29 protein-coding genes are annotated in these 23,692 nt (G+C 63.3%); 20 read left to right on the top strand and 9 right to left on the bottom strand.

The genetic code is table 11. The features are described from left to right. Positions 1-76: 76 nt before the first annotated feature. From ftsH to GRI34_RS08995, 3 genes are all read left to right on the top strand, one after another. Positions 77-2,041: an ATP-dependent zinc metalloprotease FtsH gene (gene ftsH, locus GRI34_RS09005; RefSeq protein ID WP_160595637.1), complete on the top strand. Its 1,965-nt coding sequence runs from the start codon at positions 77-79 to the stop codon at positions 2,039-2,041. A gap of 74 nt (positions 2,042-2,115) precedes the next feature. Beyond that, the gene (locus tag GRI34_RS09000) at positions 2,116-2,499 is read left to right on the top strand and encodes a hypothetical protein (protein WP_160595636.1); all 384 of its coding nucleotides are present in this window, start codon (positions 2,116-2,118) and stop codon (positions 2,497-2,499) included. 74 nt (positions 2,500-2,573) lie between these two features. After that, positions 2,574-2,873: an entericidin EcnAB gene (locus tag GRI34_RS08995; RefSeq protein WP_160595635.1), complete on the top strand. Its 300-nt coding sequence runs from the start codon at positions 2,574-2,576 to the stop codon at positions 2,871-2,873. Between the two features lie 6 nt (positions 2,874-2,879). Here the strand turns inward: GRI34_RS08995 and GRI34_RS08990 are convergent, their stop codons facing one another. Further along, positions 2,880-4,031, bottom strand: a complete 1,152-nt coding sequence (locus tag GRI34_RS08990) for a DUF3667 domain-containing protein (RefSeq protein ID WP_160595634.1) — start codon at positions 4,029-4,031, stop codon at positions 2,880-2,882. Positions 4,032-4,139: 108 nt separating this feature from the next. After that, positions 4,140-4,484 carry a DNA-directed RNA polymerase subunit omega gene (gene rpoZ / locus GRI34_RS08985; RefSeq protein ID WP_100259777.1) on the bottom strand — a complete coding sequence of 115 codons (345 nt, stop codon included), beginning with the start codon at positions 4,482-4,484 and terminating at the stop codon, positions 4,140-4,142. A 109-nt stretch (positions 4,485-4,593) separates the two neighbouring features. Between rpoZ and GRI34_RS08980 the strand changes: the two genes are divergently transcribed. Beyond that, entirely contained in the window at positions 4,594-5,775 is a 1,182-nt protein-coding gene (locus tag GRI34_RS08980; protein WP_160595633.1) for a phospholipase D-like domain-containing protein, read from the top strand. 3 nt (positions 5,776-5,778) lie between these two features. On the opposite strand, the gene GRI34_RS08975 is transcribed toward GRI34_RS08980, so the two are convergent. Further along, on the bottom strand, positions 5,779-7,302 hold the full coding sequence (locus GRI34_RS08975; protein ID WP_199800140.1) for a replicative DNA helicase: 1,524 nt from the start codon (positions 7,300-7,302) through the stop codon (positions 5,779-5,781). 140 nt (positions 7,303-7,442) lie between these two features. On the opposite strand from GRI34_RS08975, the gene GRI34_RS08970 reads away from it, so the two are divergent. Genes GRI34_RS08970 through GRI34_RS08955 form a run of 4 tightly spaced genes read left to right on the top strand, consistent with a single transcriptional unit; the run spans position 7,443 to position 10,074 of the window. Beyond that, the gene (locus GRI34_RS08970) at positions 7,443-7,946 is read left to right on the top strand and encodes a UPF0262 family protein (RefSeq protein WP_160595632.1); all 504 of its coding nucleotides are present in this window, start codon (positions 7,443-7,445) and stop codon (positions 7,944-7,946) included. 4 nt (positions 7,947-7,950) lie between these two features. After that, the gene (locus GRI34_RS08965) at positions 7,951-8,658 is read left to right on the top strand and encodes a glycoside hydrolase family 25 protein (RefSeq protein ID WP_160595631.1); all 708 of its coding nucleotides are present in this window, start codon (positions 7,951-7,953) and stop codon (positions 8,656-8,658) included. Between the two features lie 19 nt (positions 8,659-8,677). After that, positions 8,678-9,082 carry a cytidine deaminase gene (locus tag GRI34_RS08960; protein ID WP_160595630.1) on the top strand — a complete coding sequence of 135 codons (405 nt, stop codon included), beginning with the start codon at positions 8,678-8,680 and terminating at the stop codon, positions 9,080-9,082. Positions 9,083-9,099: 17 nt separating this feature from the next. Then, the gene (locus GRI34_RS08955; RefSeq protein WP_234028190.1) at positions 9,100-10,074 is read left to right on the top strand and encodes a S66 peptidase family protein; all 975 of its coding nucleotides are present in this window, start codon (positions 9,100-9,102) and stop codon (positions 10,072-10,074) included. 10 nt (positions 10,075-10,084) lie between these two features. Here GRI34_RS08955 and GRI34_RS08950 read toward each other — a convergent pair whose 3' ends face one another. From GRI34_RS08950 to GRI34_RS08940, 3 genes are read right to left on the bottom strand one after another with little or no spacing between them, the layout of a single operon-like run. After that, positions 10,085-10,444: a hypothetical protein gene (locus GRI34_RS08950; protein WP_160595628.1), complete on the bottom strand. Its 360-nt coding sequence runs from the start codon at positions 10,442-10,444 to the stop codon at positions 10,085-10,087. Positions 10,445-10,490: 46 nt separating this feature from the next. Continuing rightward, positions 10,491-11,630 (bottom strand): M14 family metallopeptidase, encoded by a 1,140-nt coding sequence (locus GRI34_RS08945; RefSeq protein WP_160595627.1) that lies wholly within the window; start codon positions 11,628-11,630, stop codon positions 10,491-10,493. Continuing rightward, the gene (locus GRI34_RS08940) at positions 11,631-12,245 is read right to left on the bottom strand and encodes a DUF4136 domain-containing protein (protein WP_160595626.1); all 615 of its coding nucleotides are present in this window, start codon (positions 12,243-12,245) and stop codon (positions 11,631-11,633) included. Between the two features lie 103 nt (positions 12,246-12,348). Between GRI34_RS08940 and galE the strand changes: the two genes are divergently transcribed. The 3 genes from galE to GRI34_RS08925 all read left to right on the top strand — a co-directional run bounded on the left by galE (position 12,349) and on the right by GRI34_RS08925 (position 14,287). Then, positions 12,349-13,362: a UDP-glucose 4-epimerase GalE gene (gene galE, locus GRI34_RS08935; protein WP_160595625.1), complete on the top strand. Its 1,014-nt coding sequence runs from the start codon at positions 12,349-12,351 to the stop codon at positions 13,360-13,362. Positions 13,363-13,455: 93 nt separating this feature from the next. Continuing rightward, positions 13,456-13,581: a type B 50S ribosomal protein L36 gene (ykgO, locus tag GRI34_RS08930; protein ID WP_007165381.1), complete on the top strand. Its 126-nt coding sequence runs from the start codon at positions 13,456-13,458 to the stop codon at positions 13,579-13,581. Positions 13,582-13,672: 91 nt separating this feature from the next. Then, positions 13,673-14,287, top strand: a complete 615-nt coding sequence (locus GRI34_RS08925) for an HAD family hydrolase (RefSeq protein ID WP_160595624.1) — start codon at positions 13,673-13,675, stop codon at positions 14,285-14,287. Between the two features lie 84 nt (positions 14,288-14,371). Here GRI34_RS08925 and GRI34_RS08920 read toward each other — a convergent pair whose 3' ends face one another. Then, positions 14,372-14,713: a CC_3452 family protein gene (locus GRI34_RS08920; RefSeq protein WP_160595623.1), complete on the bottom strand. Its 342-nt coding sequence runs from the start codon at positions 14,711-14,713 to the stop codon at positions 14,372-14,374. Positions 14,714-14,900: 187 nt separating this feature from the next. On the opposite strand from GRI34_RS08920, the gene GRI34_RS08915 reads away from it, so the two are divergent. The 3 genes from GRI34_RS08915 to GRI34_RS13290 all read left to right on the top strand — a co-directional run bounded on the left by GRI34_RS08915 (position 14,901) and on the right by GRI34_RS13290 (position 16,216). After that, positions 14,901-15,455 carry a winged helix-turn-helix transcriptional regulator gene (locus tag GRI34_RS08915; protein WP_090476423.1) on the top strand — a complete coding sequence of 185 codons (555 nt, stop codon included), beginning with the start codon at positions 14,901-14,903 and terminating at the stop codon, positions 15,453-15,455. A gap of 41 nt (positions 15,456-15,496) precedes the next feature. Then, positions 15,497-15,757: a hypothetical protein gene (locus GRI34_RS08910; RefSeq protein ID WP_325065206.1), complete on the top strand. Its 261-nt coding sequence runs from the start codon at positions 15,497-15,499 to the stop codon at positions 15,755-15,757. A 111-nt stretch (positions 15,758-15,868) separates the two neighbouring features. Continuing rightward, positions 15,869-16,216 carry a hypothetical protein gene (locus GRI34_RS13290; protein WP_234028189.1) on the top strand — a complete coding sequence of 116 codons (348 nt, stop codon included), beginning with the start codon at positions 15,869-15,871 and terminating at the stop codon, positions 16,214-16,216. Between the two features lie 3 nt (positions 16,217-16,219). On the opposite strand, the gene GRI34_RS08900 is transcribed toward GRI34_RS13290, so the two are convergent. Beyond that, positions 16,220-17,443 (bottom strand): serpin family protein, encoded by a 1,224-nt coding sequence (locus tag GRI34_RS08900; protein ID WP_160595622.1) that lies wholly within the window; start codon positions 17,441-17,443, stop codon positions 16,220-16,222. A 34-nt stretch (positions 17,444-17,477) separates the two neighbouring features. Continuing rightward, entirely contained in the window at positions 17,478-18,986 is a 1,509-nt protein-coding gene (locus tag GRI34_RS08895; RefSeq protein ID WP_160595621.1) for a YifB family Mg chelatase-like AAA ATPase, read from the bottom strand. 241 nt (positions 18,987-19,227) lie between these two features. Here GRI34_RS08895 and GRI34_RS08890 point away from each other — a divergent pair, with 241 nt between their 5' ends. The 6 genes from GRI34_RS08890 (at position 19,228) to yihA (ending at position 23,671) form a co-directional block, all read left to right on the top strand. Next, complete coding sequence (locus tag GRI34_RS08890; protein ID WP_160595620.1) at positions 19,228-20,028, top strand: alpha/beta hydrolase; 801 nt, start codon at positions 19,228-19,230, stop codon at positions 20,026-20,028. 148 nt (positions 20,029-20,176) lie between these two features. Further along, the gene (gene rpmH / locus GRI34_RS08885) at positions 20,177-20,311 is read left to right on the top strand and encodes a 50S ribosomal protein L34 (RefSeq protein WP_090478272.1); all 135 of its coding nucleotides are present in this window, start codon (positions 20,177-20,179) and stop codon (positions 20,309-20,311) included. Positions 20,312-20,588: 277 nt separating this feature from the next. Next, a complete protein-coding gene (rnpA, locus tag GRI34_RS08880; protein WP_160596464.1) occupies positions 20,589-20,972 on the top strand; it encodes a ribonuclease P protein component in 384 nt (127 codons plus the stop codon). After that, the gene (gene yidD / locus GRI34_RS08875) at positions 20,969-21,178 is read left to right on the top strand and encodes a membrane protein insertion efficiency factor YidD (RefSeq protein WP_160595619.1); all 210 of its coding nucleotides are present in this window, start codon (positions 20,969-20,971) and stop codon (positions 21,176-21,178) included. The genes rnpA and yidD overlap by 4 nt, the downstream gene beginning before the upstream one ends. 70 nt (positions 21,179-21,248) lie before the next feature. After that, entirely contained in the window at positions 21,249-23,006 is a 1,758-nt protein-coding gene (yidC, locus tag GRI34_RS08870) for a membrane protein insertase YidC (protein WP_160595618.1), read from the top strand. 11 nt (positions 23,007-23,017) lie between these two features. After that, on the top strand, positions 23,018-23,671 hold the full coding sequence (gene yihA / locus GRI34_RS08865) for a ribosome biogenesis GTP-binding protein YihA/YsxC (RefSeq protein WP_160595617.1): 654 nt from the start codon (positions 23,018-23,020) through the stop codon (positions 23,669-23,671). Positions 23,672-23,692 lie beyond the last annotated feature (21 nt).

Here is a 23,692-nt window from a genome sequence, read left to right as displayed (position 1 = left end):
AATTGGCGAGCCGTCTAAACTTGCCATTCACCTGCGCGATCCTACATTCTGGTGAGATTGAAAGGAATGTCCGCTCATGCGCGATCAGAATCAGGACCAGCAGCCCGATCCCGAGGGCAACGGCCCTAACCCCTGGCTGAAGAGCCTGCTCGTCTGGGGCGGGGTGTTTCTCGGCCTCTTGCTGGTCGTTTCGATGTTCGGCAACTCCTCGGGTGGTGGCGGAACGCCGCTGCTTTATTCCGACTTCAAGGAACGCGTTGCCGCGGGCGATGTGAAGTCGGTCGAGATTTCCGACGAGCAGATCACCGGCACGACCAAGGAAGGCGAAGCTTTCAGCACGGTCCCGGTAGGTAACGACACCTCGCTGCCTAAGCTGCTGGAGGACAATGGCGTCCAGTATTCCGGCAAGGAAGCGGGCAGCCAGAACATTCTGCTTTACGCGCTCATCAACATGCTCCCCTTCATTCTGATCCTCGGCATCGCGATCTTCGCGCTGCGGCAGGTGCAGAAGGGCGGGGGCGCCGGCGGCGCAATGGGCTTTGGCAAGTCCAAGGCCAAGATGCTCACCGAAAAGCAGGGCCGCGTGACTTTCGAAGATGTCGCCGGCATCGACGAAGCGCGCGAGGAACTGGAAGAGATCGTCGAATTCCTCAAGGACCCGAGCCGCTTTTCCAAGCTCGGTGGTCAGATCCCCAAGGGTGCGCTGCTGGTCGGCTCGCCCGGTACCGGTAAGACGCTGCTCGCTCGCGCCATCGCGGGCGAGGCGGGCGTGCCGTTCTTCACCATTTCGGGTTCGGACTTCGTCGAAATGTTTGTCGGCGTCGGTGCAAGCCGCGTGCGCGACATGTTTGAGCAGGCGAAGAAAAACGCGCCCTGCATCGTCTTCATCGACGAGATCGACGCGGTCGGTCGCAGCCGCGGCCATGGCCTCGGCAATTCGAACGACGAGCGCGAGCAGACGCTGAACCAGCTGCTGGTCGAGATGGACGGCTTCGAAGCCAACGAAGGCATCATCATCATCGCGGCGACCAACCGTCCCGACGTGCTCGATCCCGCTCTGCTGCGTCCGGGCCGTTTCGACCGCCAGGTCGTGGTGCCGGTCCCCGATATCGACGGGCGCGAGAAGATCCTTGCCGTTCACATGCGCAAGCTGCCGCTGGCGCCCGACGTGAACCCGCGCACAATCGCGCGCGGCACCCCGGGCTTCTCAGGTGCCGACCTTGCGAACCTGTGCAACGAGGCCGCCCTGCTGGCCGCACGCCGCAACAAGCGTCTCGTCGCCATGCAGGAATTCGAGGACGCCAAGGACAAGGTCATGATGGGTGCGGAACGCCGCTCCATGGTCATGACCGAAGACGAGAAGAAGATGACCGCTTATCACGAGGCAGGCCATGCGCTCGTCTCCATCAATGAACCGGCATCCGACCCGATCCACAAGGCGACCATCATCCCGCGCGGTCGTGCGCTGGGTATGGTGATGCGCCTGCCGGAACGCGACAATTACTCGTACCACCGCGACAAGATGCACGCGAACCTCGCCGTTGCCATGGGCGGCCGCGTGGCGGAAGAAATCATTTTCGGTCACGACAAGGTGTCGAGCGGGGCGTCGGGCGATATCCAGTATGCCACCGACCTTGCACGCAACATGGTGACCAAGTGGGGCATGAGCGACAAGCTCGGACCTCTGCAATACGAGCAGAGCCAGGAAGGCTATCTCGGCATGGGCCAGACCGCGCGTACCATGGGCGGCGCGGAAACCAACAAGCTCATCGACGCCGAGATCAAGGAACTGGTCGAAGGCGGACTGAAGCGTGCGACCGACGTGCTGACCGAGCAGGAGGACAAGCTCCACCTGCTCGCCCAGGCGCTGCTCGAATACGAAACGCTGACCGGTGAAGAGATCGACCAGCTGATGAAGGACGGCAAGATCGACCGTCCTGACCAGCCGAGCGGCCCGATCGCGGTCAAGCCGACCACCGGAAGCGCCGTTCCCAAGTCAGGCAAGAAATTCGGCGGAGGCACCGCGCCGCAGCCGGGATAACCCCTCGTTCTGCTGGCGTTCAGCGCTGCTATTCGAAAGCTCCGTTCCCCTACAAAGGGAGCGGAGCTTTTTTCATGTATAAACAGATCCTTGGCGGCATCGGTGCGCTGACATTCGCAACTGCCGCCATCGCTGGCCCGGCCGATGTGAACGCGCAGGCGTTCTATGTCGATGCGGTGGACCTCGTGGGCAAGGGTATAGGCGCCCTCTTCGACAAGCGCACCAAGCCGCGCATGGCGCAGCTGAAGGCGGCAGGCCAGCTGGCGAGGGACGAGAACGAGGCCGGGAAAGCCAAGGGCAAGCCGGTCTATTGTGTGAGCGAAGCGGAGCGCAAGAAAGGCATTGATGCGAAAAAGGCGGTCAGGATCCTCGGCGCAGTGCCCGAAAACGATCGCCGCAACATGACCCTTGCACAGGCCTGGCGTGCCGGATTGATCCGCGAATACCCCTGCCGCTGAACCGCTGGCGGAAACGTGGAGGGCACATCGGGCGTTATGAAGGTCGAACCGTCACAATTGCTAGGATGCCGCACATGAACCGTCTTGCCATTGCCAGCCTGTCAGCCCTTGCCCTTGCGGGAGCTTCTGCCTGCTCCGACCAGACGCAGGAGGATGCAGCGCGCACAGCCGAGCTGGCCGGAGACGATATCGAAGCGAACGCTGCAGTCGTCGGCGAAGTCATCGAGGAAGGCGCGAAGAACGCGGCCGGCGCGGTTAGCGAAGGCGCAGCCGATGTGGAACGCCACATCGAGCAAGGCGACATGGAAACGCCAGACACCGCCCCCATCCTGGGCGACAATCTCAACCAGGAGCAGGAAGATCCGGCGGGCTGAGCGGCCTCAGAACGCGCCAAGCACCAGAAGCAGCTGCAGGAACAGCGCCAGGATCACGATAATGAAAAAAGACATGATCGCGAGCCGCCAGAGGGCGGAGAGCCGCGAGAGACCATAGGTCCCCCTCAGGTGCTTGTAGATATGGATCGGCGGGATGAAAATGCTCGCCAAGGCGACCAGCGCGGTCGGCGCACCCAACAGGCCTACCAGAGTGATGCCCAGCGTCAGCAAGGTCATGAAGCTGAGCGAATAGGTCACGAAAATGGCGTGATCATACGCCTTGTACTGCCGCTTCCACGCGAACATCAGCCATACGAAGGGAATGGATAGCGGGATCAGCAGCCAGCTGAACTTGTAGAAATTCGTCTGCAATTTGTAGAGCATGAGCCCTGGGTTCTTGCGCCATTTGTCCATCGCGCCCTCGATCCAGTCCACGCTCGATCCGCTGAACCGCATGGTCGCGCCGTCCACCTCTTCGAGCGGGATGACCACGTCTCCGTCCTGCATCAATTCGTCTCTCGTGTCCTCTTGCTGCAGGAAGGGTATATTTTCCTGGGCCTGGCGTAGCGCAGACGCTTGTTCCGACAGCTCTTTCTGCCGGGTCTCGAGGACCTGCCTGCGGTCATCGTCGAGTTCCGGCTGGGCCAGCTCGTTTTCGGTGCTCTGCAACCTGCGCTCGATACGATCGAGTTCGGTAGCCGCGAACCCGGCCAGTTCCTCGCTTGCATCGCCCTGGATATCTGTCGGTGCGCTGATCCCGGCCAGCTGGAAGACGGCGAACATCAGGAAGATCGAGAACAGGAACAGCGCCATAGGCGACACGAAGCGCATGCGCTCCCCGTCGATATAGCGGCGGGTAAGCTCGCCGGGCTTGAAGAACAGCTTGGGCAGGGTGCGCCAGGTCTTGCCGTCGAAATGCAGCGCGCCGTGCATCAGGTCATGCAGGAATGCGCCCATCGTGCGATGGAGATGCGCCTGTTGCCCGCAGGAATGGCAATGCGCCCCGATCAATTCGGTCCCGCAATTGAGGCAGGCATTTTCGGCGAAGTGGCCCTTTTCGAGAGGTGTATTCCCACCGCGCGCGGCCCCGCCGCTCACGGCCCTGGCGAAAAGCCCCCCTTCGACGGCCGTACCCAGACCTTCCCCGATATCGCTCAACCGATCCTCCTGTCGCACGCGAATCTATGCGTGGATTGCGCGGGCTGCAACGCAAAAGGCCGCCCCGAAGGACGGCCTTTTACCTGTGTGCCGAAACTGGAAAGGCGCTCAGCCTTCGTAATCGGCACCGATCGAGGTCGAACGGGTCGGAGCCGAAGCGGTGATCCGCAGCGCCTCTGCCGACTGGCTGAGCGAACCGATTTCGTCCATCTCGTCGTCGTCGTCGGGGAGGATCTTCTGCAGGTTGGTGACCGCAGCTTCCTTGAGGTCTTTGGGCTTGACCGTCTGTTCGGCGATTTCGCGCAGGGCGACGACCGGGTTCTTGTCACGGTCACGCTCGAGAGTTATTTCCGCACCGCCCGAGATTTCACGTGCGCGCTGGGCAGCCAGCAACACGAGATCGAAACGGTTGGGGATCTTGTCTACGCAGTCTTCGACGGTAACGCGCGCCATTGGGCACTCCGATATATTCTAGAGAATCCGGGAAAGAGGGCCAAATAGGTGCACAGGGGCAAAAGGTCAAGAATTTGCGCCTTTCGCGCCAGCCGCTAAGGCAGAAGCGATGGGAGCAAGCGAAATGCAGGGCGAGGCCACTCAATTCCGCGATCCGGAGCCGTTCGAATTCGATGCTGCCGGCCAGCACCTGACGTTTTATCCGGCCGGTGCCGATCGCCGCGCCGCGCTGTTCGAACTGGTCGAAAGCGCAAAAGAAAAGCTCGACGTGTGCTTCTATATCTTTGCCGAGGACACGGTGAGTACCGAGTTTCGCGATGCGCTGGTGGCGGCGGCGAAGCGCGGGGTGGACGTCACGCTCATCGTCGACCGGTTCGGGGCAGATGCATCCGATCTTTTCCTGCGCCCGCTTATCGATGCAGGCGGCACCTTCCTGGTCTTCTCCGCCAAGAAAACGCGGCGCTATCTCATCCGCAACCACCAGAAGCTGGTCGTCGCCGACTGCAAGAGGGCGATGTTCGGCGGATTCAATATCGCCGACGATTATTTCGCCCCGCCCGAAGAGAACGGTTGGAACGACCTTGGCATCGTGATCGAAGGGTCGGCGGTCGAGGGGCTGAAAGACTGGTATGCCAAGCTGCGATCCTGGACAGAGCGCGAGGAACAGCACGCCCGCGAAATCGCGCGCACCGTGCGTGACTGGGAATGGAAGGAGCCGAACGCCACCTGGCTTGTCGGCGGGCCGACGCGCGGCTTGTCGAGCTGGGCGCGCTGCGTGTCGGACGACCTCGTCGAAGGCGATCGCCTCGACATGTTCATGGCCTATTTCAGCCCGCCGAAGAAACTGCTGAAGCACATGGGCCGGATCGCGCAAAAGGGCGAGACGCGGCTGGTGATGGCGGGCAAATCGGACAATGGCGCCACCATCGGGGCGAGCCGGTCGCTTTATGATTTCCTGCTGTCGAAGCGGGCCAAGATCTGGGAATTCGTGCCGTGCAAGCTGCACACCAAGCTGATCGTGCTCGACGATTCCGTCTATATCGGCAGTGCCAATTTCGACATGCGCAGCCTCTACATCAATCTGGAGCTGGTGCTGAAAATCGACGATGCCGCGCTGGCCGACCGGATGCGGCAGTTCGTCACCGATCACATCTCGGCATCGCAGCAGGTTACGATCCCGTTGCACAAGAAGCGCGCGACCTTGTGGAACCGGATCCGCTGGAACCTGAGCTGGCTGCTTGTCTCCGTGGTCGACTACACCGTTACGCGCAGGCTCAACCTCGGTATCTGAACCCTATTCGTAATCGTCGTAACCGCCGCGCAGTTCGGGCGAGGTGAACTTCGTGAATTCGCTCTGGAACAGGAGCGGCACGTTGCCGGTCGAACCGTGGCGCTGCTTGGCGACGATCAGCGTGGCGCGATTGACGAGTTCGAGGTGCCGCGCTTCCCAGTCGGCATATTTCTGGCGCACGTCCTCGCTGCTGGTTTCGTCCGGCGTGTCGGGCTTTAAGGCGTTGTGGTAATATTCGCCGCGGAAAATGAACCACACCATGTCGGCGTCCTGCTCGATCGAGCCGGATTCGCGAAGGTCGGACAGCTGCGGGCGCTTGTCCTCGCGCTGCTCCACCGCACGGCTGAGCTGGGACAGCGCGATCACGGGTACGTTCAGTTCCTTGGCCAGCGTCTTCAGGCCGCGGCTGATTTCCGAGATTTCGTTCACGCGGTTGTCGTTTGCGCGGCCCGAACCCTGCAGCAGCTGCAGATAGTCGACGATGACAAGGCCGATATCGTGACGGCGCTTCAGTCGGCGGGCGCGGGTGCGCAGCGCGCCGATGGTGAGGCCGGGGGTGTCGTCGATATAGAGCGGGAGTTCGTTCAATTCCTGGCTGGCAAAGGACAGGCGCTGGAATTCTTCGCGGCTCAGCTTGCCCGAACGCAGCTTCTCGCTGGAGATCTCGGCCGTCTCGGCAAGGATACGCGTGGCCAGCTGGTCGGCGCTCATTTCCAGGCTGAAGAAGGCCGTGCCCGCACCCGGGGATTCGCTGCGGTCGATACCGATCTTTTCGTCGTCCATCAGGCGCCGTGCGGCATTGAAGGCGATGTTCGTGGCAAGCGAGGTCTTGCCCATGCCGGGACGCCCGGCGAGGATGATAAGGTCGGAATTGTGCAGGCCCGAGGTCTTGTCGTTGACCGTGTCGAGGCCGGTGGTCTTGCCTGAAAACCGCCCGCCCGAATTGATCGCCGCTTCGACCATCTTCAACGCGCCCAGCGCCGCGGTGCGGAAATCCTGAGCTTCGTTGCCGGAGGTCGCGCCTTCCGCGACCTTGTAGAGATCGGCTTCGGCCTGGCTGATGCGGTCCATCGGCGCGACTTCATCCGAGGTGTCGAGCGCCCCTTCGACGAGGTTGCGGCCCACGTGGACCAGTTCGCGCAGCAGGGCGAGGTCGTAGATCTGTTCGGCCAGCTTGCCGGTCGCCAGCAGGCCCTGTCCGTCCTGCGTCAGCTTGGCGAGATAGGTGACACCGCCCAGCTGTTTCAGTGCCTCGTCGCTTTCGAAATAGGGCTTCAGCGTCACCGGCGTCGCGATCGAATTGCGGTCGAGTAGCTTGTGGACACGCTCGTAGATGCGCTGGTGTACCGGTTCGTAGAAATGATGCGGCTGAAGCGGGGTGTTGAGCTCCTGCACAACCTGGTTGTCGATCAGCACCGCGCCAAGGAATGCGGCCTCCGCCTCGATGTTGCTCGGCAGGGTCTGGCCCTGCTTGTCGGGGGTGGAAGTCGAATCATCGGCGGGGAAGAGGAGATCGGTGTCGGCCATGCGCGGCACCATGGTCGAGGCTCTGCTGGTCCACAAGCAAAGCATGTGGCCAAATTGGCCCTGTCGCTTGTGGATAGCGGGGATTATCGCGCAACCCCTTGAATGCATCTGCGCCAGTTGCGAAAGCGTCACTCACGACCATGACCGAATCCGCATTCTCCGACCCCGATCACCGCATCGCGCATATCGATCTCGATGAAGAGACGATCATCTGGCGCAACGCGGACATCGAGCAGGAACGCCGGATCGCGATCTTCGACCTGATCGAGGAGAACACCTTCAAGCCGCTGCGCGCGGTGGAGCGCGGGGCGGACGGCCCCTATCACCTGACGCTGGCGGTGCGCGACGGGCGCTTGCTGATGACCATCGCCAACACCGAGGGCGAGATGGTCGAGGAATTGCTGCTGGGCCTGGCGCGTTTCCGCCGCCCGATCCGTGAATATTTCGCCATCTGCGACAGCTATTACCAGGCGATCCGCAAGGCGACCGCGAACGAGATCGAGACGATCGACATGGCCCGGCGCGGGGTGCACAACCAGGCGGCCGAGCTGCTGCTGGAACGGCTGGAAGGCAAGATCGAGACCGACTTCGCTACCGCACGCCGGCTGTTCACGCTGATCTGCGTCCTGCACATCAAGGGCTGAAGGCATGGCGCGGCGCAAGAAGAAGCCCGGATCGGGCTGGTTGCTGAAGCTGGTGTTGCTCGCAGCGGTCATCGCAGGCGTCGCGGTGATCTGGCTGTGGAACGAGAAACGCAACTGGCGGCCCGACGAGGACACCTATCCCGACCAGGGCGCGCTGATCGGCGAGGAGGACGAGAACGTCGACTTCGAAGTGCTCGCGGGACTTGGCGCAAGCTTTGTTTATCTCGAAACCAGCAAGGGTGCCCGCGACAAGGACTCAGGCTTTTCGGACAATCTCATTGCAGCGCGCGAAGCGGGCCTGGAAGTCGGCACGGTGCATGAGTTCGATCCGTGCGAGCGGGCGGACGGACAATCGGCCAATTACGTCACCATCGTGCCGCGCGACGAACAACTGCTTCCGCCCGCGATCCGGCTGGCGCGAACCGCCGACGATTGCCCGACGCGGGTTTCCGACGCCGCAGTGCAGAGCGAATTGCTGACGCTGGTCAACCAGATCGAAGCCCACGCGGGTGCGCCGGTGGTGCTGGCGCCCAGCCGCGATTTCGAGGAACGCTATCGCCCCGCCGCGCGGCTGGAGCGGGCGCTGTGGCTCGAAGGCGATATGGACGAGCCGGGCTATGCGGGAAGGCCGTGGACGGTCTGGACAGCGAATGCGTCGCATATGACGCAGGCTGCCGATACGCCGCTGCGCTGGCTGGTCGTGCGGCCCTGATCCGGCTAGGTGGTGACGAATGACCGATGACGACCTGATCGCCGCCGCCCGAGAGGCTGCCGCAAACTCCTATTCGCCCTATTCCAGTTTCGCGGTCGGGGCCGCGCTGCGCTTTGCCGACGGCAGCGTCGTGACCGGCACCAATATCGAGAATGCAAGCTACGGTCTTGCGCTGTGCGCGGAGACGGTGGCCGTATCGAAAGCCATGGCCGACGGCGTGCGCGGCGGGCTGGAAGCGGTCGCGGTTACCGGGCCGGGCGACATGCCGATCACGCCATGCGGACGCTGCCGCCAGGTGCTCAACGAACTGGCGCAGCTTGGCGGGACCGATCCTGTGATCCTGTGCGTCGGCCCCGATGACGTGCGCCGCACCACGCTGAGCGCGCTCTTGCCCGAAGCTTTCGGCCCGGCGAGCCTCGTTTGATTACGCGGCGCAGCGCGATGGGCGGATTTGCCGCCGCCTGCGCCGCGCTGACCGCTTCTCGGCTTGTCGCTGCGCCCAAGCGTGTCCGGCCTCCGCGCTTGCAGGCAGGGGGCAAGGTGGCACTGGTCGCGCCGGCCAGCGCCGTGTCCGCTGCCGAGATCGATCGTGCGCGGCACTGGGTGTCCAGCATGGGACTCGTCCCGCAATTCGGAGCGAATTCCGAGGCGAAGTTCGGATATCTGGCAGGTACCGATGCGCAGCGCGCAGCGGACCTCAATGCGGCCTTTGCCGATGGCGACATCCGCGGCATCTTCGCCATTCGCGGGGGCTATGGCGCGGCGCGCATCCTGCCTTTACTCGATTGGCCGACCATTCGCGCCAATCCGAAGCTCTTCGTCGGGTATAGCGACAATACCGCACTTCATCTCGCCATCGCGCGCGAGGCGGGCTTTGCAACGCTCCACGCGCCCAATGCGGCGAGCCCGTGGAGCGAGGCGGCGAGTTGGGAAAGCCTGTGGCGGCTAGCCTTCACGGGCGAAATGCCCGCGCTCGACCTCGCGACTGACCGCGTCCTGAAACCCGGCAAGGGCGAGGGGCGGCTGCTGGGCGGTAATCTCACTATCCTCTCCACCCTGATGGGCACGGGCCGCCTGCCTGAAATGGAGGGTGCGGTGCTATTCCTTGAGGACGTGAACGAGGAGCCGTACCGGATCGACCGGATGCTCCAGCAGCTGAAACTGGCGGGCGTACTCGATAGTGCTGCGGGCGTGATCTTCGGGCGTTGCCGGGCGTGCAGTGTCGACGATCCGGACGGCGAAAGCTTCACGCTCGACGACGTGCTGGACCAGCATCTCGGCACGTTGGACTGCCCCGTCGTGACCGGCGCAAATATCGGCCATATTCGCGGCCAGCTCTGCCTGCCGCATGGCGCACGCGTCGCTTTCGATGCGGATGGCGGGACGCTGACGCCGCTGGAGCCGGTCACCGCCTAACCGCGCCGGATCAGCTTTCCTTGCAGCGGATCCACCGGGTCCGGCCGTCATATTCGACCTGCCCTTCGTAATGATATCCGACCCGCTTCGTGCGCATCACGAGCAACGATTTCATCGCATCGGGCGAGGTGAGCTGGAGCCGCATGTCCTTATCGTCGAGCCACCATTGCGGTGCGTGGGAGGCGATCAGCTTGCCGTCCACGCGCAGCCGGTGCCCGACCAGCGGCGCGCCCGGCACATGGCCGAAGCCGAGCGCGATCTCGATTTGCGGACCGGTGGCGGTCTTGCACAGGAACCCGCCCGTCGCCTGCGCGGGGGCGGCGATGGCGCAAAGGCCGATCAGGCCGAGAAGGGCGAGGGGCAGGCGCATGGGTATCGCCTACCCTGCGCTCGCTTAACCCAGCATTTCCGGTAGCTTACGCCTCGCGCGCTTCCAGCCATTCGAGCAGGCTCGCAAGGCAATCGCGTGCCAGCATCTTGCAGCGTTCGGGCGACCAGCCCTGTTCGGGCTCGGGGCTCGCGGGGTTGTCCTTGTAGGGCATTTCCAGCGTCATCGCGGTGGCACCGAAACGCTCCGCGACCTGGTTGGTGCTCATCGACAGGTTCGCCTTGCCGGGAGCGGCCTTGGTATAGCCCTGTTCGGTCTGGAAATCGGGGGTCCGGCGGTCGAGGATCGCCTCGTAGCCGTAGTAGCTGTCGCCCTGCTCATCGGTCCAGCTAGGGATGCCTTCGAAGCCTGCAAGGAAGCTCACCGGAATGGCTTCGTCGCCGTGGACGTCCATTGCGAAATCGACGCCCGTTTCATCCATGCGGTTGCGGATGGCGAGGACTTCAGGGCTCTTCTCGGCGCTGGGATTGTCCCATTCGCGGTTGAGGTTGGTGCCTGCCGCATTGACGCGCAGGTTGCCGCGCTTCGACCCGTCGGGATTGCAGTTGGGCACGATATGGAGGCGGCATTTCTCGCGCAGGAGGCGGCCGACGCTATCGCTCGGGTCGGTGAGGACTTCGAGAGCGCCTTCCATCCACCATTCGGCCTGCGTTTCGCCGGGATGCTGGCGGGCATAGAGCCAGACCTTGAATTCGCCTTCGCCCATTTCGAGGCAGTCGATCGGCTGGCCGTCGAGCGTGGTGCCAAGGTGCAGGTGATCGACCCCTTCCGAGGCTGCGGCTTCGGACACGAGGTCGTGATGACGCTCCATCGAATAGGGCGCGAAATAGGCGAACCAGGCGATGTCGCTGGCAGGCGTGTAACGGATCGTCAGCGTGCCGCCGTCTTCGTTCTTGTCATAGGACGATGCGGCGCGGCCCCAGTAGTCGCGGTCTTCCGAAACGCAGGCGTCGTAGCCGGGCCAGCCGCCGGGATAGGCGCTTGATTCCAGATCGGTGATCCTGAGCACCAGTTCGCGGCCCTGCGCCCCGCTGACGCGGAAGTGGAACCACTGCTTGAATTCGCTGCTGGTATCGAGCGGGATGGCTAGCTTCGCGCTTGCGCCGTCGATGGAAAGGACTTCGATATTGCCGCTGTCGAAAGCCGCATCGATCCGGATATCGCTCACTTAGGGAACCTCGATTTCTATCGTTTCGCCATTATTGCCGGGAAAGTCGCTGAACAGCGCGGCGGCGAGGGTTTGTGCGTTTGCTTGCGCCTGTGCAAGCTCTGAATTGTCGGGAACGCGCAGGTCCGCGCGGCCTTCCCACAGGTTTGCTTGCGAAGCGGCACTGCGGATCGTGACCGACAGTTCGCTGCCGACCTTGTCGCGCTCTCCGCCGCCAAGATTGATGCCGATGCCGACACCCACGCCCGAGCCATAGGAGCCGGTGCGACCGCCGACGCCGACGCTGACCGGAGAGCGGCGACCCTGCGCGGTGAGGACATAGCGTTCTATCCGCACGGTGGCGATCTGGTCTGCCGATGCACGGTCGGTCTCGACATAGCCGAGGCTGCGAAGTTCTTCGGCGACGGCCGATTTATACGGCATCAGGGCAAGGCTGTTGTCCTCCCCATCTTCCGCGCTGGCGACGAAGATCGTCCCCTGGCCAAGCTGCGAGGCGGCCTCCGACGCGACGAAGCGTGTCACCTCGACCGGGCCCGGCGTGGTGGCGCAGGCGGACAGGGCGAGGGCCGAAAACAGGGCCAGCGTTGGCGCAATGCGGCGGGTGGTGCGACTCATGGGCGGGGTCTTTCCGATATGGGCGTTAAAGAAAGAAGAACGCGCCAGAACCGCCAAGGCTCCGAGATTGCCCCTCGCGAGATTTCTGCTAGTGGCCGCGGCCATGGATAGGGACGCGAAAGTACCGGTGCTCGTCACCGGCGGTGCAGGATATATTGGAAGCCACGCAGTCTTGGCGCTGCGCGATGCGGGCTGGCCCGTGGCGGTCATCGACAATCTGTCGACCGGCTTCGCGTTTGCCGTGCCTGACGATGTGCCGCTGTACGAAGGCGATATTGCCGATGCGGTCCTGCTGGAACAGATTTTCCTCGAACAGGGCACAAAGGCGATCATGCACTTCGCCGGTTCGGTGGTCGTCCCCGATTCGGTAGAAAACCCGCTCGGCTATTACGAAAACAACACGGTGAAGAGCCGGGCGTTGATCGAGGCTGCCGTGCGCGGCGGTGTGGATCATTTCATCTTCTCCTCGACCGCGGCGACTTATGGCACGCCCGAGACATCGCCGGTCACCGAAGATACGCCCAAACAGCCAATCAACCCCTATGGCTGGTCGAAGCTGATGACGGAGCAGATGCTGACCGATGCCAGCGCCGCCCACGGGTTCAATCACTGCGCGCTGCGTTATTTCAACGTTGCCGGTGCCGATCCCCAGGGGCGCACGGGCCAGTCGACCGCGGGCGCCACGCACCTCATCAAGGTCGCCTGCGAGGCGGCCACCGGCAAGCGGGACGGGGTGTCGGTTTTCGGGACCGATTTCGACACGCCGGACGGCACGGGCGTGCGCGACTATATCCATGTCAGCGATCTCGCTGCCGCCCATGTGCTGGCGCTGGAAGCGCTGATCGAACGGCCGGACCGTTCGCTGACGATGAATTGCGGCTACGGGCGCGGGTTCTCGGTTCTGGAAGTTCTCGATGCGGTCGACCGGGTGACGAACGTCACGATCGAGCGTCGGATGGAACCGCGCCGCGCGGGCGATCCGGGCGAGCTGGTGTCCGACCCGTCGCGCATCCGCGCAACCCTGCCGTGGAAGCCGCGCCATGCCGATCTGGACGAGATCATCACCCATGCAGTGCAATGGGAGCGCAAGCTTGCGGAAATTCGCCGCGAAGCTTGACGGGAATCACCACCCCCGCTAACGGGCGCGCTTGAAATTGGCGCGTCGGGGCACCATCTCCGGCGCGTATTTATTTGTGAAACGAGACTTATCATGAAGATCCGCAACAGCCTCAAGTCGCTCAAGAACCGGCATCGCGACTGCCGCGTGATCCGTCGTCGCGGGCGGACTTACGTCATCAACAAGACCAACCGCCGCTTCAAGGCCCGCCAGGGCTAAGCAGCGATGTGGGGCATCTGCCCCGCAAGCGTCATGAACCGGCCCGGCTCCCGCAAGGGAGTGCGGGCCGTTCGTGTATGGAAGGCGGATGATGAGCGATAATTCAATCGAGGCAGTCGTATTCGACGTCGGCCGGGTCCTTTACCAGTGGCAGCTCAGCGCCCTGTTTGAAAAGATCGTCGACGATCCGGAGCGACTGGAAAAGGTGCTGGGCGAGGTCGTCACCGAGGAATGGCATTTCCTCCACGATGCCGGTCGTCCGCTTGCGCAGATGGTGCCGGAGCGTATCGCGCTCTATCCGGACTTTGCGGAGGAAATCCGCGCTTATGCCACACGCTTTAACGAGACCATTCCGGGGCCTGTGCCCGGCAGCCATGCGCTGGTCGAACGGCTCGATGAAGCAGGAATGCCTTTGTTCGCGATTACCAATTTCGGCGCCGAGTTCTGGGCCGGCTTCCGTCCGCAGGAACGTATCTTCGATCGCTTCCGCGATATCGTAGTCTCGGGCGAAGAGCGGATTGCGAAGCCGGATCCTGCAATCTTCACCTTGGCAGAGCGCCGTTTCGGCTTGCCTGCCGCCTCCATGCTCTTCATCGACGACAACCCCGCCAATATCGAGGCGGCGCGCAACTGCGGCTGGCAGGTGCATCACTTCACCGAAGCGCCCCTGCTCGAGGACGACCTCGCCGGGCGCGGGCTTATCTGAACAAAAAAGGCCCCGACACGAATGCCGGGGCCCTTGAGTTCCACCCTGATGGAGAGGGGGTGGGGGATATGGTCGCGTGCGGGATCAGCCGTTGCACTTCGCCAGCTTGTCGGCATCGAGTGCCTTGCCCTTGGCAGTGAACGATTTCACTTCACCAAGATCGCGCTTGAGCTCGCGGCAGATGCGCATCGGGCGCGAAGTGCCCTTGCGCGCGACGCAGCTCGTGTCCGAGCAGATCCAGGCAACGCCGCCTGCAACCGTGGTGCGCTCTGCGGCAGGCTGGGCGAGTTCGGCAGTGTAGTAAGGGACGGTGCTGCGTGCTTCGGCAGCGGTCGGGGCGGTAAGGGCGCCGAAGGTGAGAGCGGTGTAGGCGAAAGCCGACACGAACACGCTGATCTTGGCGCTACGATCGAGGGAGAGGGTCATCGTACATTCCTTCAGTGCATTGCGTTTTTCTCAACTGGCCGTGCGAAAAACGCAATGTAAGTTTCAATTTGCAACCAGTTGCGAATCACTACCTAGATAATTAGGTTGCGTGATGCAACCCATTTTTCAAAGAATTTGGCTTTGTCGGGAAAACCGGTAAATAGGTTGCACCGGAAGGACTGATTTTATGGGCGATATCCGCGAACCACTACGCGAACTGACAGAATGCGGCCTGCCGCAGGCACTCGAGGTCATGGGCGAACGCTGGAGTTTCATGATCCTGCGCGCCAGCTTCAACGGCCTGCATCACTTCGAGGAATTCCTCAGTGAGCTGGGCATTGCGCGCAACATCCTGTCGAACCGCCTCGCCAAGCTGGTGGAACACGGCATCCTCAAGCGCGATCCGTGCCCGGATGATCGCCGCAAGATCGAATATCGCCTGACCGACAAGGGGTTCGACCTGCTGCCGGCAATGGTAGCGCTGCGCCAGTGGGGCCAGAAATACGGCGGTGAGATCGTTGAAAACCCCGTCCTGGTGGACGAAATCGACCGCCTGCCGATCGGTCCGACCTCGATCCTCAGCCATGACGGACGTATCCTTGGCCCGGCCGATCTTGCCCTCGTTGAGCGCAAGAACCTCGGCGTGCGTGCCGACGGTTCGACCGCCAGCCCGGTTATGACGCTCAAGAACGGCTCGGTGGTGGATATCGCCACTGCACGCAAGGCCAAGGACGCCGCCTGAGCGATTCCGTTGAACGCACCGACGACGGTCGCTACATTATCGTGCGTGGCCGGCTGTGGCGCGCCTCCAATCCCCATCTGCGGGAAAGCGAGCGAGCGCGTCTCGTCGCGCAGCTGATGGATGCGCGCCGTGCAGTCGGTGCGGCGCTGCGCGATAAAGACGCGGTGGCTGAGCGAGCCGCCCGCAAGCAGGTGCATGAAGCCAAGGTGGCGCTGGGCGAACGCGGGCCCGTATGGTGGGACGATGGCGCGCCCGATTACAATCGCCACCTGGTGAAGAACACGCCCTACGCGCAAAAGTGACGTCACTTTCCAAGGTGGCTCCGTGACGTCATCGTTAAAACGATCTCAACGCCTTGCTGTCATCGCGGTGGCTGCACACGGGATTCACTCCCCAACAAGCCGGGCCATAATGTGATCGAAATCGAAGTTCAGAACGAGACCCACCAGTCGGTCTTCCGGATCAAGACCGTGGCGGTGCCGCGCATCGGCGAGGGCATCCGGCTGCGCGAGCCAGGCGGATCGTGGGCGTCCTACGATATCCTCGACGTATGGTACCAGCAGGCCGATTTCGGCGAGGTCTGGATGCCCTACATCCACGTCCGCATGACGCCGGACGAACTGAAAGCGGTGGAAATGGCCAAGTCTAACCCCATGGTCGACAAGGCGCAGGCCGTTCCGATCGAGGATTTCCTGAAGAAATTCGAAGGCGATGCAGAGCACGAGCCGACCAGGCTCAACCTCGATATGTCCGACAGCTGAGGATCAGGGTTCCTCGACTTCGGGTTCGAACGGCTGCGGGTCTGCGATCCGGCCGACGAACAGGATCGCATCGCGCTCGAGGTCTCGCAGCACGATCATGAAAGGCCGGTCGGCGCGGAACCGTCGCGGCTCCTTGGGCAGGATGCGCGCGCTGGTCGTGATGATCGATATGGTCGTCACTGCCGCTGCCTTGGTGCCCGCGTCATAGACCTGCAGCTTGGTGAGGTGGCGAACGTCGCTCACCACCACGGGCGGCTGGCCCGGTTCTACCATGGCCGAGAAATCGGCCTCGCCTTTCGTGAAAGGTAATGTGAGGCCAATCGCCTTGAGCGGTGCGACCAGGCTTTGCGAATAATCGGTTTCGAACTGGGGTATCTCGACTTCGACGAGGTCTGGCTTTGCCTTTGCGAGGTCCCCGGCAAAGCTTTCGAGCAATTGCGCCGATGCGGCCCGCTCCATCACCTTGCGATTGCGCGGCATCACGATGTCCATGGCATAGCGTTCGTTGCGATAGGGCAGGCGGATCGCTTCCCAGTCGCCCCTGCTGGCATAGGCCACGTCGAACGTCTGTCCGACGAAGGTGAAGGGCTCTTGTGCGCCATTGCCGAACAGGAAGGGATGCTGTTTGCGATAGAGCAGCTTCGTCTTCCACAGTCCCTCGAAATACAGGGCATTGGCAAGCACCGCGATCATGGATTCGTCGATCGCCGGAGGAGAGATCACATTGGGGATCAGCCCCCGCGTCGCCTTGTCCGCCCAGTCGTTGATCGTCTTGGCAGAGCCCGCCGCATCGGAATAATCGACCGCGATCGCCGCCGCATCATAGGCTCGCCGGGTGCGATCGACATAGCTGTCGCGAAACCGGAAGTCCCTGTCCAGGAACAGGGCGTTCGCCACGCTGACCTCAACGTCCTTCTCATCGCTCGCATAGCCGAGCGGATCGGCAGGCGGCGGCAGGATGCGGCCGATCTGGGCGCGGGTGTCGCCGCCGGAACCTTCGTAAAGCAGACCGAATGCAAGGTTTATGCTGGCAGGAGAGAAGACCACGTTCTCTTCCGGCCCGGCCTCGGCGTCCAGTACCGGCAGGAGCGCCATGGCGCCATCGCGTTGCTCTGTGACGGCTGCGGGCTCCTCTCCGGCAGTATTATCCGCTGGCGGCGTTGTGCAGCCCGCCATCAAGACGACGATGGCTGTAGAAAGAAGCGTCTTCGACCCGGCAGCAAGCATTGCATTTCTCCTTCCGATAGAAGGAGATAACGCATCAGGCGCGCGGAGGTTGCCGCCGGTAGCTCAATGCCTCCGCCACATGGATCCGCCCGACCTGCTCTGAACCTGCGAGGTCCGCAATCGTGCGCGCGACGCGGAGCATGCGCGTATAGGCGCGTGCGGACAGGCGCATGGCCGTGGCGGCCTGTAACAACAGCGCCCTTCCGTCCTCGTCCGGCGCGGCAAAACGGTCGAGCGCGTCGCCCTGCAATTCCGCATTGGTGCGCACGCCCGTCTCCTCCTTGCGCGCGGTCTGTCGCTGGCGGGCGGCTGCCACCCGCGCTGCCACTTCGGCGCTGCCTTCTGCGGGAGGCGGCAGGGCGAGATCGGCCGCGCTGACGGGATCGACCTCGACATGGAGATCGATACGGTCGAGCATGGGGCCCGAAACCTTGCTCTGGTAATCGGCGGCGCATTTGGGCGCGCGCGAACAGGCAAGGGCCGGGTCGCCCAAGTGTCCGCAGCGGCACGGGTTCATCGCCGCGATCAGCTGGACATTGGCGGGGAAAGTGACGTGCGCATTGGCGCGCGCGACATCGACCTTGTTCGTCTCCAGCGGCTGGCGCAGCGAATCGAGCACGGCCCGCTGGAATTCCGGCAGTTCGTCGAGGAAGAGGACGCCGAGATGCGCCAGGCTCACCTCGCCCGGCTTCACCCGCAATCCGCCGCCGGTCAGCGCCGCCATGCTCGCCGAATGGTGCGGCGCGCGGAACGGGCGCGCCCGGCTGATGCGCCCTTCTTCGAGGATGCCGGCGACCGATTGCACCATGCTGACTTCCAGCGCCTCTGCCGGGGTCAGTTCGGGCAATATGCCGGGAAGGCAGCTCGCCATCAGCGATTTGCCGGCTCCGGGCGGGCCGAGCATCAGTAGATTGTGCCCGCCCGCCGCCGCGATCTCCAGGGCGCGCTTGGCGGTTTCTTGACCCTTCACCTGCTTGAGATCGGTGAAAGGCGCGGGCTCTTCGATCAGGCCGCGATCGGGTTCGGCCAATTGGGCCGTGCCCTTGAGGTGGTTCAGCAGGCTGACGAGGTCGGGTGCGGCAAGGACCGGCACATCGCTCGCCCATTTCGCCTCCGCCCCTTGCGCGGCGGGGCAGATGAGGCCCTTTTCCGCTTCGCTCGCATGGAGAGCGGCGAGGAGGACGCCGGGCGAAGGTGCCACGCGCCCGTCGAGGGCCAATTCGCCCACCACGACCCAGTCCTCCAGCTGCTCGGCATCGGTAATGCCCATCGCTGCCAGCACGGCGAGCGCCACGGGCAGGTCATAATGCGAGCCTTCCTTGGGCAGGTCGGCCGGCGAGAGATTGATGGTGATCCGCTTGGGCGGCAAGGCGAGGCCCATCGAGGCAAGCGCCGCGCGCACGCGCTCCTTGCTTTCGCCGACCGCCTTGTCGGCCAGGCCCACGATATTGAAGTTCGGCAGGCCCGGCGCGAGGGAGCATTGCACCTCCACGCTGCGCGCCTCCAGCCCGAGATAGGCCACCGTCCGGACCAATGCGACCACGCTTAACCCCCACCTGAGTATTCGTCCGCAGGCACTGGCAAGAAAGCCTTTGATTGTCGAGGCTTGCACGCGAAAAGGCGTGGGGAAGATCTGCGGTTAACCCGGTGTTGACCATGACCCTTGGCAGGTCGGAAAGGGAGGCGGGCGCATTGGGTGGTCCATGCTTCGCGCGGCCCTCCTTCTGCTAGCCATGCTTGCCTCTGGATTTGCCTCCCCTGTTGTGGCGCAATCGTTGGGCCTCGTGAAGCTGCCTGCTGCTTTCGTAGGGCAGCCGCCCGCGCAACCAGAGTCGGTCAGCGCCATTGCGCAGGTCGCACCGCACAAGGCCCCGGTCAGCGCAGACACGCTTGTCCTCGCACCGCCGCCTCCTGCCGCCACGACGCGCTTCGTGCCGCGTCCCGTGCCGCAGCCAGAGGCGATCACGGCAAAACCCTATTCCGCCGTCGCACATCGCCTGCCATCGATCGACACCAGCGCGCGCAGCTATGCGGGGGGTATCGCGCAATATGGCCCCTTCCGGGTGATCGACGAGAACCGCGTCGCGCTGATGGGCGAAACCGACCGCGAGAGCCCGCGCTGGTTCCGCGTCATGCTGCGCAACCATCCCGGCCTTTCGCAGATCGACATGGTCGAATGCCCAGGGACGCGGGACGATATCGCCAACCTGCAGCTTGGCCGGATGATCCGTTCCGCTCGCCTATCCACCTACGTTCCGCGGCGCGGTTCGGTGCGCTCGGGCGCGGTCGAGCTGTTCCTGGCAGGCGCGGTGCGCGAAATCGCGGAAGGCGCCGAATTCGCAGTCCATAGCTGGATGGACGAACAGGGCCGCGAAGCGCACGAATTTGCCATGGATTCGCCGCAGAACCGTCGCTATCTGAGCTATTATCGCGAGATGGGCATGAGCGAGCGTGACGCGCGCGCATTTTACAGCTTCACCAACTCGGTGCCGCATCGCGAAGCGCGCTGGCTGGGCGCGCGCGAAATGCGGCGCTGGATCGGTGGCGCACCGCGTCCGGCGCAGATTGCCCATGCCGCGTTTTGAGCGCCTTGAAGGACTTGACCGACACCAAGCTTTGGCCTAAGCGCCCCTCCACCAATGCGGTCGCCGGAAGCGGCGGCCCTTTTTGTTGGCGCGATTCGCCTCTTCGCGTGTTGCCCGACGAACAACGAATTTTTTGAAGGACCATCCGATGAAGCGGACTTTCCAGCCCTCGAACCTCGTGCGCGCCCGTCGCCACGGTTTCTTTGCGCGCAAGGCTACCCCGGGTGGCCGCAAGGTGCTTCGCGCTCGCCGCAACCGCGGCCGCAAGAACCTCTGCGCTTAATTCTTTAGACCCTCAGACGCCGGGCGGCGCGCATCCGCGCTCCTTGGCTTCGCGGCAATAGCCGCGACGGGCAGTCGCCCTTGCGGGCTCCCAGGCGGGAGCCCGTTCTGGTTTGAGCCTCATGGAAAAGCGCAATCAACCGGAGCGCAGCGAAGGCAAGGCCGACCGGCCGCCCGCAGCGACGCGACCTTCAGGTCGCTTGAGCGAGGATATCGCGCTTGCGGATGCGAGTGCGGAAAACAAAGACTCCTCGGCCCGTTTTGCGTATCTGCTACACATGCCCCACGGTTTTTCCGTCATCCGCAAGCGCAGCGACTTCCTTGCTGCCAACCGTGGGCTGCGCAATGCCAAGCCCGGTTTCGTGCTGCTGACGCGGCCGAACGAGGGTAATGGCAAGCGCTATGGCATCACCGTGACCAAGAAGGTCGGCAATGCGGTGGTCCGCAATCGCATCAAGCGCCGGTTTCGCGAACTGCTCTGGGCCGCGCTGCCGGAACACGGCCTTGCCGATCACGACCACATCCTGATCGGCCGCGACGGTTCGATCGAGCGCGATTTCGCCGCGATGACGCAGGAGCTCGAGGCGGCGCTGGAGCGGGCAGGCGAGGGCAAGGGCGACCGCGCTCGTGGTCCTCGCAAACGCCGGAGCCCGCGCGCATGAAGTATCCGCTGATCTGGATCGCGCGCCTCTGGCAGCTCGGCCCCAGCCGCATCCTCCCGCCCACGTGCCGCTTCACCCCCTCGTGCAGCCAGTATGCGATCGAGGCGCTGCAAAAATATGGGGCGATCAAGGGTGGATGGTTGGCGTTCAAGCGGCTATTGCGCTGCCAGCCGTGGGGGGGCTGCGGGCACGACCCAGTACCGTAAGCACCGCCTGCTGTCTTGACTAGATAACACACCATTCCCATCTGAACCGAAATCAAACCCGGGATCGACCTTGGAAAACTCGCGCAATATCATCTTCGTAGTCGTGCTCTCGATGGCCCTGCTGTTGGGCTGGGACGCTGCGATGAACTACTTCTACCCGCAGCCGGACGAACCCGTGGTGGCGGCAGAGACGGCCACGACTCCGGTCGAAGGCGGCGAAGTCGTGCATTCGCGCACCGGCGGGCTGACCGATCCCGCCGCGATTGCGCAGGAAGTGGCCGATCTCGACACGGCGCTTTCGTCGGGCAACCGCGTTGCCATCGATTCGCCCAAGGTCGCAGGGTCGATCAACCTCGTGGGCGCGGTGGTCGACGACCTCGTGCTCAAGGATTACGCCGAGACGACTGACAAGGATAGCGGCCCCGTGCGCCTCTATTCGCCGCGCGGCACCCCGGCGCAGCATTTCGCGCAATACGGTTTCCTCGTGAACGGCCAGAAGGTGCCCGACGAAACCGTGTGGACCGCCGACGGCGAGCGGTTGTCGGTCGATACGCCCGTCACGCTCACGCATGATGCAGGCAACGGGCTGGAGTTGCAGCTGCGCTATTCGATCGACGAGAACTACATGATCTCGGTCGAGCAGGGCATCGCCAACCGATCGGGCGTGCCCATCGTGGCGCAGCCCTATGGCCTCGTCAGCCGCACGTCGGATACGGCCAGCGCCGACTTCTTCATCGCACATTCCGGCCCCATCGGCGTGTTCGGCGACAGCGCGAATTACGACTTCGACTACAGCGATCTCGACGATGACGGCCCGGCCAGTCCGGAAGGCCGTGCCGAATGGATCGGCTTCACCGACATCTATTGGCTTTCGGCCCTCGTACCGCAAGACGGCGCCGCACCGGACGCGACCTTCCGTGCGCTCGGCAACGATACCTATCGCGCCGACATGATCTACGATCCGGTGACCATTCCGGCCGGCCGCAAGTACACGACGGATTCGCGCCTCTATGCGGGCGCCAAGGATTCCACCATCCTCGATGCTTACGAAGATGCCGGCCTCGAAAAGTTCGGCCTTGCCATCGACTGGGGCTGGTTCCGCTGGTTCGAAAAGCCGCTGCTGTGGCTGCTCAAGAACCTTTACGACTTGGTCGGCAATTTCGGCGTGGCGATCATCTGCCTCACCATCGTGGTGCGCGGCGTGATGTTCCCCATCGCGCAGAAGCAGTTCGCGTCAATGGCCGCGATGAAGGCCATCCAGCCGAAAATGAAAGCGCTGCAGGAAAAGTACAAGGAAGACCGCGTCAAGCAGCAGCAGGAAATGCAGAAGCTGTTCAAGGAAGAGAAGGTCAACCCGCTGGCCGGCTGCCTGCCCTTGCTGCTGCAGATCCCGATCTTCTTCGCGCTCTACAAGGTGCTCTACCTCGCGATCGAGATGCGTCACCGCGACTTCCTGTGGATCGACGACCTTTCCGCGCCCGATCCGGCGACCATCCTCAACCTGTTCGGCCTGCTGCCGTTCACGCCGCCCAGCTTCCTCGCCATCGGCGTGCTGGCCGTGCTGCTCGGTGTCACCATGTGGCTGACGTTCAAGCTGAACCCGTCGGCGATGGACCCGATCCAGCAACAGGTGTTTGCGATCATGCCGTGGGTGCTGATGTTCATCATGGCGCCGTTTGCGGCAGGCCTGCTGCTTTACTGGGTAACCTCGAACATCCTCACGCTGGCGCAGCAGAAATACCTCTATTCCAAACATCCGCAGCTGAAAGCCGCGGCTGAGAAGGAAAAGGCCGAGAAAGCCGCCGCGGCGGCCAAGGCCAAGGGTTGATTGGGCAAAAGATGACCGATGAAGAAGCCGCCGAACTGGCCATTCTGGAACGGCGTGCAAACAAGCTGTTTTCGGGCCGGGTGGAGTTCCTCCTTTCGGCTCCGCAGCTTAAATTCCTGCCCGAGCCGACCGTGCCCGAAATCGCCTTCGCGGGCCGTTCGAACGTGGGCAAGAGTTCGCTGCTCAATGCGATCACCGGTCGCCGCTCGATCGCGCGCGCTTCGGTGACGCCGGGGCGCACGCAGGAACTCAACTTCTTCGAAGTGGGCGAACCGACCCAGTTCCGCCTTGTCGACATGCCCGGCTACGGCTTTGCCAAGGCGCCTGTGAAGGTCGTCGAGAAATGGAAGAACCTGGTACGCACCTATCTGCGCGGCCGCCAGGTGCTGGTGCGCAATCTCGTGCTGGTCGATGCCCGCCACGGGCTGAAGGACGTCGACCGCGAGATGATGAAAATGCTCGACGAGGCGGCCGTGGGCTACCGCGTGGTGCTGACCAAGGCGGACAAGATCAAGGCGAGCGAACTGGCCAAGACCGTGGCTGCGGTCGAGGCCGAGGCGAAGACCCACGTCGCCGCTTTTCCGCAGATCCACGTGACCAGCAGCGAAAAAGGCATGGGCATCGGCGAATTGCGCGCCGCCCTGCTTCAGGACGCCGGTATCTAAGACCCGGCATTACCGCCGGTC

Source organism: Qipengyuania aquimaris, assembly GCF_009827445.1.
GTDB lineage: Bacteria > Pseudomonadota > Alphaproteobacteria > Sphingomonadales > Sphingomonadaceae > Qipengyuania > Qipengyuania aquimaris.
This window is presented reverse-complemented; position numbering and strand designations above follow the sequence as displayed.